The 10,335-nt window shown below is 60.7% G+C and carries 8 protein-coding genes and 2 tRNA genes; 3 read left to right on the top strand and 7 right to left on the bottom strand.

Translation table 11 applies throughout. The annotated features are described in order from the left end of the window. Window positions 1-96 precede the first annotated feature (96 nt). Both NW846_RS11750 and NW846_RS11745 read right to left on the bottom strand, forming a co-directional pair. Complete coding sequence (locus NW846_RS11750; protein ID WP_414347435.1) at window positions 97-1,254, bottom strand: hypothetical protein; 1,158 nt, start codon at window positions 1,252-1,254, stop codon at window positions 97-99. Beyond that, window positions 1,155-1,745 (bottom strand): hypothetical protein, encoded by a 591-nt coding sequence (locus NW846_RS11745; protein ID WP_414347438.1) that lies wholly within the window; start codon window positions 1,743-1,745, stop codon window positions 1,155-1,157. Before NW846_RS11745 ends, NW846_RS11750 begins: the two co-directional genes overlap by 100 nt. Window positions 1,746-2,728: 983 nt before the next feature. Between NW846_RS11745 and NW846_RS11740 the strand changes: the two genes are divergently transcribed. Continuing rightward, entirely contained in the window at window positions 2,729-5,374 is a 2,646-nt protein-coding gene (locus NW846_RS11740) for a GAF domain-containing protein (RefSeq protein WP_414347441.1), read from the top strand. Here the strand turns inward: NW846_RS11740 and NW846_RS11735 are convergent. Next, a tRNA-Arg gene (locus NW846_RS11735) sits at window positions 5,375-5,447 on the bottom strand. Between the two features lie 157 nt (window positions 5,448-5,604). Here NW846_RS11735 and NW846_RS11730 point away from each other — a divergent pair. After that, entirely contained in the window at window positions 5,605-6,051 is a 447-nt protein-coding gene (locus NW846_RS11730) for a hypothetical protein (RefSeq protein WP_011430201.1), read from the top strand. 320 nt (window positions 6,052-6,371) lie between these two features. Here the strand turns inward: NW846_RS11730 and NW846_RS11725 are convergent, their stop codons facing one another. Beyond that, complete coding sequence (locus tag NW846_RS11725; RefSeq protein ID WP_041438291.1) at window positions 6,372-6,572, bottom strand: hypothetical protein; 201 nt, start codon at window positions 6,570-6,572, stop codon at window positions 6,372-6,374. A gap of 305 nt (window positions 6,573-6,877) precedes the next feature. On the opposite strand from NW846_RS11725, the gene NW846_RS11720 reads away from it, so the two are divergent. Then, window positions 6,878-6,951, top strand: a tRNA-Pro gene (locus NW846_RS11720). A 62-nt stretch (window positions 6,952-7,013) separates the two neighbouring features. Here NW846_RS11720 and NW846_RS11715 read toward each other — a convergent pair. From NW846_RS11715 to NW846_RS11705, 3 genes are all read right to left on the bottom strand, one after another. After that, window positions 7,014-8,327: a bifunctional folylpolyglutamate synthase/dihydrofolate synthase gene (locus tag NW846_RS11715; protein ID WP_240527673.1), complete on the bottom strand. Its 1,314-nt coding sequence runs from the start codon at window positions 8,325-8,327 to the stop codon at window positions 7,014-7,016. A gap of 102 nt (window positions 8,328-8,429) precedes the next feature. After that, window positions 8,430-10,013, bottom strand: a complete 1,584-nt coding sequence (gene serA / locus NW846_RS11710) for a phosphoglycerate dehydrogenase (RefSeq protein ID WP_099812151.1) — start codon at window positions 10,011-10,013, stop codon at window positions 8,430-8,432. Between the two features lie 203 nt (window positions 10,014-10,216). Continuing rightward, the gene (locus NW846_RS11705; RefSeq protein WP_414516105.1) at window positions 10,217-10,321 is read right to left on the bottom strand and encodes an NAD(P)H dehydrogenase assembly family protein; all 105 of its coding nucleotides are present in this window, start codon (window positions 10,319-10,321) and stop codon (window positions 10,217-10,219) included. Window positions 10,322-10,335: the final 14 nt, after the last annotated feature.

Raw genomic sequence — 10,335 nt, 5'->3', positions numbered from 1 at the left:
GGATCCTGGTTTACCAGTCCGTTGAAGCAGCAACTCCGAGAAGTGATTCTCGGAAACTCCCGTCTACAGCCCGTCAGGGCTTAGCGGGAGAAGATGTCACTTCACCAGCCCTTCCCCACCGGGGTGTTGGTTGGGGTAGTCCCCCGCCGGGAACTTTTCGCCAGGGTGATAGGGTGTGGCCCAGAGGTGGTGGGCCAAATACCCCGCCCGTCGATACAGCCAGGAGTCGGGGTGGGCCAGGAGCTGGACATTTTCTCCTGGGATCAACTTGTAGGCCACCGGCTGCCCCAGGCGATTGTGGCGGTTGGGGTTGACAATCTTCCAGTAGCGCCCCCGCAAGGGATCCACCGTTTGCTTAGCTTCCTGCTCGGTTTTGAGCAGGGTGGAGCGGGCGCGGAAGGCGTTTCCGTAGGGGTTATCCGGCCCCGGCGGCAGCGGCTCGGCATGCACTTCGTAGAGGGAGTTGCCCGGCCCATCCACCGCCATGTCCAGGCGAACGGTGAAAAAGTGCTGGTGGTTGAGACCAGAGAGCTGCGGCGCCACCAAGACGCCAAATTCCGGCTCCTCCCCCGGCAGGGTGGCGCAGGTGTTGATAATGCCGGTGAGCTTGGCCTCGAACTCCAGGGTGCCATCCTGGTAAAAGTACCAGAAAAAGCCGTAGTCGTAGTTGCCGATGGTGGTAAAGAAAGAGAGCACCAGCCGCCGCGAGCGCCGCACCTGGGCTCGCTCCGTGCGCCAGTCGGTGTGCTTCCAGAGCACGCCGAAGTCTTCTTCGTGCATGCAGATGGCGTTTTTGAGGAGCATGGGCTCGCCGCTGTTGCTGGGCAGCCAGGCATCGAAGTAGTAGATCTCCCCCAGGCAGTCGCAGCCCAGGCGCAGGGAATTGGCCTGCATGCCGATGCCGTATTCCCCCACGTCAAAGGCGTTCTTGCGGCAGTGGGGATCGCGGGGATCGCCGTAGGGCACCACCATCTCGGCTACCGAAGCGCGGTAGAGGATAGGACGAAGCCGGCCCTGATCCTCATAGCCCACCTGATGCAGCACCAGCCCCTCGCGGGGGTTAAAGCTGATGCGCAGATCCCACTTCTGCCAGCGGATGTGATGGCCTTCCACCTGGAAGCTCACCCCTTGGGGCTGGGTAATTTCCAAAGGCTTCAAATCTTGGCGAAACTCTTTGAAGAAGATCTCGTCGAAATTGCCATCTTCCGGGGGCAGAGGCCAGGGGCCGCGATCCTCCACCTTGACCACCTGCATTTGTTGAGGTCGATCCAGGGGTAGAGGCCCTCGATGGGACGGGCATAGCCATTGTCGTAAGGAGAAGTGCGCAGGAAACACAGGCCCCGCACCAGACGCCGCCCCTCTTCTTCCGGGATCCCAAAGTAGCCCACCGTCCAGTAGTCCACCATCACCCGCTCCACATCGGCAATGCCCCGCCGCTGCAGGGCGGCCAGGAATTGGGGATCCGCCTTGAGCAGGCGGTCGCAGGCGTACACCTCATCGTCCAAAAGGGGCGGCTGCACGCCGGGGACGAGCTGCCAAGAGCACACCTGCTGCCGGGAGAGGGAGACCACCGCCTCATACGTGCTGCCCTCGGCGGGATCCAACAGCACCGCAAACGCCTGCCGATCCCAGGGCTGGCCCGGCTGCCACGCTTCCATCCAAGGCCGCTCCGGCTCCTGCAGTTGGATGGTGACGAAGCGGCAGCGGGAAGCAAGAGGGCGCTCCTGACGCAGGATTTTGACCACTTCCCGGATTTCTTCGCCATTTAGGGGATCCAGAGGGTGGCTGGGCCACTCCAGCCGGGAAGCAGAGCCCCTCGACGGGCGATGTCGATAGCGCTCCGAATCGTGCGGAGCAGACTGAGGACTTCGCGGAAGTTCACAAATCACAGAAATAACCTTGAATTCTACAGAAAATGGATTGACTGGGTGACGATCCGTTGAAAAATGCCGCAGGGATCCCCCTGCCCGCCAGCGCAGGTGTTCTGAGCGAGCTCATCAACCAACCAAAACAGGGCAGGGGAGAATCTCGGCAGCGGGACAAATCGCTCCTCGGCTGGCCGCTGTCGCCAGCCGGCAGTTTCGAGAAACGCGGCCAGCAAGAGAACAGGACCAAAGGATGCCAGGAAGAATGCGGCTTCGTAAATCAGCCAACCGGAGGGGGATCCCCGCCCGCTAACCAAAGGAAGAGGGCAGCCGCGCCAACGCAAACCGAACAATATCGAACAATCGCCAGAAACTAACTATCGGCTTCCGGGGGAAGAGATCCCAGCTCAAAATCAGCAGCAATTGCTTTAGGCCAGACGTGGCACAGGACAGCATAAAAAAGAATAAACGCTTCACGCAGGCTGAGGGCAAACCCACCAAGAAGAGGCTTATCTGGCGCCACTCTCTTTTCAAACCCGAACCCATTTCGGCTTGCCCTAACCCCACCTGTCGGAGGGATCCCCAGGGTTGGGATCCAAGGCGCAACTGCTCATCACTATAGCAGAGGCTCCCCCCTCGGCCACAAGCCCTGCCCCGCAGAGCCCACCGCCGCTTTCGACAACCCCCACCCGCGAATTTGAAGTTTAGCTTGGGTTTAAGGTTCGTGTCCCCCAATACATCCCTGAACAGTGTGCTGAAATTATGCCTAAAGTTAAGGATTTCCGACAGGAGGATCCCCCTAATGAAAATCGTCCACAATGAGGCAGGGCTTCTGGAATAACCAACCGTTTTGGTGGGGGGAGATGGCTTCAACTCGATACCGTCTGGTGCCGGTGGGGCCAGGAGACAGCGGCTTTTATCCAGAGCATCTCTATTTGGCTCTGGAAGCCACCCAACTGGGCTACTGGCAACTGGATCTGCGCAGCGGGGAGCTGAGCAGTTCGCCTCAGTGCAAGGCCAAATACGGACGGGATCCCGGCGAGGAGTTCACCCTGGAGATGTTTTTTGAGCGGGTTCACCCGGAAGATCGCCCAAGGGTGAAGGAAGCTTTGCAGTCGGCGGGGCGCAGGGCGACGGAGGGGGATCCCAACTTTGCCGTCGAGTACCGTGCCTGCTTAGCCAACGGACAGGTGCGCTGGTACCTCTCCCAGGGCATTGTGCTCTTGGGGCCGGAAGGGGATCCCAGCCATGTTGTGGGCGTAACGCTGGACATCACCGAGCGCAAGGAACTGGAGGCGGCTTTGGCCGAACGGGAGTGCCACTATCGGCAGATGCTGGAAGCTTTGCCCGACATGCTCTTTCGCCTCGACCGCCAGGGCCGATGTTTGGAGATCAAGCCCCCCAGCAACTTTCCGACGCAGTATCCCCCCGACCATTACTTGGGCAAAACCCCGGAAGAGCTGTTTCCCCCTGGGGAAGCCCAAGCCGTTCGCCAGCATCTGGAGCTGGCCTTTGCCACCCAGCAAATCCAGGAGATGGAGTACTGCTGGACGGAATGCTCTTCTGAGCCTCAGTATCGGCAGGCTCGTTTTGTGCCTTTCGAGAACGAGCAAATGCTGGTGATGGTGAGGGATATTACTGCCCGCAAGCAAGCCGAGCTGAAGCTGCAGCAACAGGTGCAGCGGGAAAAACTGTTCAACCGGCTGATGCAAGCCATCAACGGCTCCCTGGATCTGCCGACCCTCTTTGAGGTAGCCGTGCAGGAAGTAGGCCAGGTTTTGCAGGCAGCGCGGGTTACCCTTTACCAATATCTACCTGAGGAGCGGGTGTGGGTGGCCATTGTCGGCCATGTCCGCTCTCCTGAGGTGCCCAGCTTCCTTCACCTGCGCATACCGGATGATCCAGAGATCCCAGCCATCCAGCAGTTGAAGCGGCTGCAGGTTTTTCACGTGCGGGATCCGCAGCAGGTTGCCGATTCGTTTGCGCTGCAGGAAAGGCAAGACCACCAACTCGGCCCCTGGCTGGGGATCCCCGTGGCCTGCCAAGGAAAGCTTTGGGGCGCCCTAGCCCTAGGGCGCTTGATCTCTGAGCCGGACTGGCAAGCGGAGGAGATCGAGCTGGCCATAGCGATTGGCGATCACCTGGGAGTGGCCATCCACCAGGCCGAACTTTATCAAAAGCTGCAGCAAACCAACGCCGAATTGGATTACCAAGTGCGGGTGCGCAACGGCCAACTGCAGCAAGCCTACGAAGACGAGGCCCTGCTGCAACTGATCACGGAAGAAATTCGCTCCAGCCTAGACGAGCAAAAGATTTTGGAAACCGTGGCGCAAGAACTGGCCCTCAGGCTGGGTCTTTCCGGCTGCAGGATTGCCCTGCACGACCCAGAACGACAGGCCAGCGTTTTGGCGGTGGACTATCGGCCCGACCAAGGGATCCGCCGTTTTCCCCTGGAGATCCCCTTTGCCGATTTTGCCGAGGTGCTCCAGCAGCTTCGGGGTGGGCAGTTCTGCTATTTCAGCAACCTTGGCCACCCCTGCTGGCCCGGCTACGAGCGCCATACCCTGCTGGTGGTTCCCATCTGCGATTTGCGGGATCGAACAGGCCAGCAAAAAGACTCGCTGCTTTTGGGAAATATTTGCGGATCCCGTCCGCCGGGGCAGGTGTTTGGCGAGCGGGAGCAACGCCTGATGCAGCGGGTGGCCGGCCAATGTGCAATTGCCATTCGCCAGGCTCGGCTTTACCAAACCGTGCAGCAGCAGGTGCAGCAGTTGCAGGAGCTCAACCACCTCAAGGACGAGTTTCTGCACATGGTCTCCCACGAGATGCGCACGCCTCTGACCAACATGAAGCTGGCGATTGGGTTTTTATCGAGGGCCAACCTGACCGAGCGGGAACAGCGCTACTTGCAGATTTTGGAGATGGAGACCAACCGCGAGCTGGACTTGATCAACGAGCTCTTGGAATTGCAAGCTATTGAAGCCGGAAATAGGGATCTCAAGCTGACCTGGTTATCTTCTCAAGAGTGGATCCCCAATCTTTCCGAGCCCTTCCGGCTGCGAGCTGCCCAGCAGGGCCAACAGTTCCAGGTGGAATGGGATCCCGACCTTTTGCCCCTCTGCACGGATGAGAGCCTGTTGTCGCGGGTGGTGGGCGAACTTTTGAACAACGCCTGCAAGTACACGCCGGCTGGGGAAAGCATCTGTTTGCGCTTTAGCCAGAGCCATCAACAGGGCCGTCCCGGCTGGCTGATCGAGGTGGGCAATACAGGGGTGGAAATTCCTCCAGAGGCGCTGCCCCGCTTGTTTGAGAAGTTTTACCGTATCCCGCAGTTGGATCGCCGCAAGGCCGGGGGAACGGGCCTGGGCCTGGCGTTGGCCAAAAAGGCTATGGAGATCTTGGAGGGATCCCTGACGGTGGCAAGTCACTCTGGCCAAGTCATCTTTCGAGTGTGGTGCCCCTCTCAAAGTCGAACGCCACAAGCCGGGATCCCAGGCGAATCCACCTAGCGCCTTGCGCAGGACTCGAACCTGCAACCATCGACTTAGAAGGTCGGTGCTCTATCCATTGAGCTAGCAAGGCAAGCTGCAGAGCCATTATATCCTTGGAGGAGTTTCCTCTCTGAGGTCGGCTACGCGGCTTAACCCGCTCTCTTAATGCCCCCCAAGGAGCTTCGTTTGGGGATCCCAGTCGCTAAAGTTATCATGACAAGGTCTTGGTTTGGAGAACCGGGATCTCGATGTCATCGCCTCGCGATCCTAGCTCAGTCGAGGAAAAGAAGGCTGCTCGCGGCTGGGGGTCGGAAAACCCTCCCGGCCTGGAATCTCTCTCTCCGCCAGCCAGGCGCCTGTTGCGCCTCTACCATGGCGGCAGCTTCCTCTTTCTGGGCCTGTTGTGGCTGCTGGTCGGGATCCCCAGCCTTTGGGCGCTGCGGGCAGATATTGTTCGCCTGTGGAACCATTTCACCTGGACAGGCCTGCGCTATGCCCTATTTTACCGGCCCGGCTGGCCCACCTTTGGTTTGCTGCTTTGCGTCAGCTTCACGCTGGGGATCTTGATCGCCCAAAGCCGCTACGAGCTGTTTGGGCTCTATCCTATTGAGCGCTTGATGCTGGAGCGCCAGTCCCGCTGGATTTTGTCTTTGCCCGCCTGGCATCCGCTGCGGCGCTGGCTGGCGCGCACTTAAATGCGCGGAATTTCCCACCGTATAGACGGTGGGAAGGGATAGAGCATAATGAGTTTTCGTCTGTAAACTACCCGGCTCCGACCGCCCCCCCTTCCCCCCCAACCCCCCGTATACGGGGGGCAGGGGGGCGGGGGGATAGGGGGGGTTCCTGCGGTTTCTAGCTGGAGGTGTTCCGTCCAGGGATCCTCATCCTTGGCCGGGAGGGCAATACGGCAGAGCTAGTGTTCGATGGTCGGGATCGCCGCTTCCCTGGCGGGGTTGCTGGCCGAGGTTCTCCGCGAGCAGCAGGTGCTTTAGGCGTTCGCTCGGCCCGGATCCCTTCAGCGCCGTCTGGAGCAGTGACGTAGCAACCAACTGGCAGCGGCCCGATCGCCTTCATCCCAGGCCAGTCGCTCCACGGCCACCATCACCATCGAGGTAATCACAGCCTCGCTCAGGTGGCGGGAACGCAAGCGCTGCACGGCTGAGGTGGCGGCCTCTAGGTCGCGTCTGCGGATTGCACGCAGCAGCTCATCGGACATAGACAAGGCCAACTCGCCCCACTACCTTTCTACCGCAGGAGCCAGAACCTCCCCTTCTCCTTCACCTTCTTGTCAGATAACGCAAAAGTTTGTCTGGCTTCCCCAAAATCTCTTAAAGAACATCGGCGAAATTGTTGGAGAAATCGTTACACTTTCTTCGTCTCTGGCGTACACTACCCGGCTCCGACCGCCCCCCTTCCCCCCCAACCCCCCGTATACGGGGGGCAGGGGGGCGGGGGGATCTAGGGAGGTACAGGGCGGGGCTCCTGCGCTTTCTAGCTGATCATCTGCCATAATTACAAGAGCGGGATGTAGCGCAGCTTGGTAGCGCATCTGCTTTGGGAGCAGAGGGCCGCAGGTTCAAATCCTGTCATCCCGATGGGGCCGGTAGGGGAAGCGCTAGGGGTCTCCGGGCGCTCGGCCAAACTGGTGGCAGGAACCTCAGCAGGCCAGATCCCATCCCAGGCAAGCTTGCATCACCTGGCCCAAGAGGTATAGGGATCCACAGATAACCGCGGGCGGCTCGTCGAGGTCAGCCGGCTGCTGCAGTTGGGCTTGTAAAGCGGCAAGATCCGGCAGCGCCTGGACAGAGCGAAGATGGGGCTGCAAGATCTGGGCCAGGTGGGCCAGTTCTTGCGGATGGGTTCCGGCGTGGCCGAAGAGGGGCAGGGCGAAGAAGCGATCCCCCGGCCGCAGCAGGGTGGCGAGCATGCCCTTGACGTCTTTGGTGGTGAGAATGCCCATATACCAGGTGAGGGGGCCGGGCTGGTGCTCATCTAGGTAGCGGCGCAGCGCCTGGGCGGCGGGCAAGTTGTGGGCCCCATCCAGCAGCAGCTGGCGGGAGCCAATTTGCACCCACTGTAGGCGACCCGGCCAACGGGTGAGGGCAAATCCTTTCTCGACAGCGACATCTGGGATCCGCCAACCCTGTTCCTGCAGGGTCTCCACAACGGCCAGAGCTACCGCCCCATTGATCAGTTGCACCTCACCGGCAAGAGGCAGGGTAAGCACCTGATCCCGCCAGCAGACAGTCTGAGGACCGGCCCAGTGCAGGGGCTCCACCACCCGCAGGGGGCTGCCCGTCTGCTCGGCTCTAGCCCGGATCACGGCCATCACCTCAGGGGGTTGGGGCGCGCACACAGTCGGGATCCCCGGCTTGAGAATGCCGGCTTTTTCAAAGGCAATTTGCGCCAGGCTGTTGCCCAGACGCTGCCAATGATCCCAGCCGATGGAGGTAATGGCGGTCACTACCGGCTCGATGCCGGCGTTGGTGGCATCCAGCCGCCCCCCCAGCCCCACTTCCATCACGGCAATGTCCACCTTCTGCTGCCGAAAGTACAGCCAGGCAGCGGCGGTAATGGCCTCGAACTGGGTGGGGGAAGCCTCGCCTGGAGCGTAGGTCTGCAGGCAATCTCGCACTTGGGCCAACACCCGGCTCCAGTCGCCTGGCGAAATGTACTCGCCGCTCAGCCAGATCCGCTCCCGCCAATTGACCAGGTGGGGAGAGGTGTAGCGACCGACGCGATAGCCCGCCGCCCACAGCGCGTGGCTGACCCAGGCGCAGACGGATCCCTTGCCGTTGGTGCCGGCCACGTGGATGGCTGGGATCCCGGCTTGGGGCTGGCCCAGGCGCTGCAGCAAAACCTGCATGCGATCCAGGCTGAGGTCGACGCCAAAGTGGCCTAGCGACTCCAGAAACCCCGGCCAATCCCAGGTTGAGATCCCACCCGTCGGCGGCAAGTGATTCGGACTCAAGCGTTCACCTCAACTCAAGATATCCCCACCAACCCCAGCAAAGAGATTGCCCTCCCCTCTGCTCAGGCCGGTTGCGCACTTCCCCAGTGGCGGCAGAAGCCGTCAAAGGTTCACCACAAAAGCATCGCGAATACCCGGCTGCTTCAACACCTCTTCGATGATCCCATCTGGCAGAGGATCGTCGAGGCTGAGCACCATCACCGCATCGCCGCGGATGATCTTGCGCCCCACCTGCATGCTGGCGATATTGACGTTGTAGGCCCCCAGCAGGGTGCCGATGCGGCCGATGATCCCCGGCATATCCCGGTGCAGGGTCATCAGCATGTTGGCGGAGGGGGGCACATTCACCGGGAACTCGTCGATCTGGGTGATGCGCACCTCCCGCTCCCCGATCAGCGCCCCCGAAACAGAACGCACCCCGTTGGGGCCGTGGGCAATCAACGTCAGGGATCCGGAGTAATCCTTCAAAGAGGGATCTCGCGTCTCCACCACGCGAATGCCTCGTTCCTTGGCCTCGATGGAAGCATTGACGTAGTTGACGCGCTCCCGCAGAGCCAGCGTCAAAAGCCCCTTGAGCGCGGCGATGACGATCGGCTGGCCATCTTTTTCCGCAAGGGATCCCTGGAGGCGGATCTCCAACTGGCTCACCCGATCCCCCGCCAACTGGCCCACTAAGTTGCCCAAAGTTTCCGCCAAGTCCAGGTAGGGCTTGAGGCTTTGCAGCACCTCCGCCTGCAGGCCAGGGATGTTCACGGCAGAACGGGCAGGCAGCCCCAACAACACATCGCGGATCTGCTCGGCTACGTCGATGGCTACGTTGACCTGCGCCTCCTCGGTAGAGGCCCCCAGGTGAGGTGTCAGCAGGATCTCCTTGCCCAAGGAAAGGAGAGGTGAGTCTTTGCTGAGGGGCTCGTCGGCAAAGACGTCCAGGGCCGCCCCCGCAATTTGGCCGGACTTGAGAGCTTCATAAAGGGCTTGCTCGTCCACCAAGCCGCCGCGGGCACAGTTGATCAGGCGGGCGGTCGGCTTCATCATGCGGAAGGTCTCAGCGTTGAACAGGTTAGTGGTCTCAGGGGTCTTGGGGACATGCAGGGTGATGTAGTCTGACTCCTGCACCAAGGTTTTGAAATCCACTAGGCGCACCCCCAGTTGCTCCGCCCGCTCCATCGAAAGGTAGGGATCGTAGGCCAAAAGCCGCATCCCCATCGCCTTGGCAATCTGGGCCACATGGGATCCAATGCGACCCAATCCCACAATCCCCAGCGTTTTTTTGTAGACTTCTACCCCGACAAACTCCTGCCGCTTCCATTGGCCCGCTTTCAGAGAGGCATTGGCATCGGCGATGTGGCGGGAGAGGGCCATCATCAGAGCGATGGCGTGCTCGGCGGCAGCAATCGTATTGCCCTCAGGGGAGTTGACCACCAGGATCCCAGCTTTGGTGGCGGCAGCCACGTCGATGTTGTCCACGCCCACCCCCGCCCGACCGATGATTTTCAAGTTCGTCCCCGCCTCGATCACCTCGCGGGTGACCCGCGTGCCGGAGCGCACCATGATGGCGTCGTAGTTGGGAATGACCGCGATCAACTGCTCCGGCGTAAGGTCGGTTTGCACATCCACCTGGGCCACTTGGGAGAGGATGTCGATCCCCGCCTGATCGATGGGATCCGTGACGATAACTCTGGGCATAAGCGACGATAGCCTAATCGGATGTAGGGCAACAGAAGCAGAAGAGCCAATACTGCAAGCTAGGCTGGATCCCAGCCACCCTGTTGACCCAACCTCAGCCGGCACCCTTTAATCTACCGCGAAAGTCCGCCGGCACGCGCAAGACCCGCAGCTCCCAAAGAGCAAAAGTCCCAGTCTCCTGAGCTCCGGCGGAGATGGGGCGCTCACGGGCGGGATCCCACAAGAGCCAGGTACTTGCCGTCAATTAAAAAGATGCCATTGGCAAACTGCACACTGTAGGTGCCCAACAGCCGCCGCTGCAAGATCACCCCTTGTTCGTGCA

It is taken from the genome of Synechococcus sp. W60.3 (assembly GCF_047502615.1).
In the GTDB taxonomy this organism is placed as follows: Bacteria; Cyanobacteriota; Cyanobacteriia; order Thermostichales; family Thermostichaceae; genus Thermostichus.
Note: the sequence above shows the minus strand (reverse complement) of the source record. Positions and strands in the feature narration are given on the sequence as shown.

Coding starts and splice junctions, on each gene's coding strand:
- NW846_RS11725 (WP_041438291.1), bottom strand. CDS start 6,572: ATGTCCGATGAGCTGCTGCGTGCAATCCGCAGACGCGACCTAGAGGCC.
- NW846_RS11730 (WP_011430201.1), top strand. CDS start 5,605: ATGTCATCGCCTCGCGATCCTAGCTCAGTCGAGGAAAAGAAGGCTGCT.
- serA (WP_099812151.1), bottom strand. CDS start 10,013: ATGCCCAGAGTTATCGTCACGGATCCCATCGATCAGGCGGGGATCGAC.
- NW846_RS11750 (WP_414347435.1), bottom strand. CDS start 1,254: ATGCAGGTGGTCAAGGTGGAGGATCGCGGCCCCTGGCCTCTGCCCCCG.
- NW846_RS11740 (WP_414347441.1), top strand. CDS start 2,729: ATGGCTTCAACTCGATACCGTCTGGTGCCGGTGGGGCCAGGAGACAGC.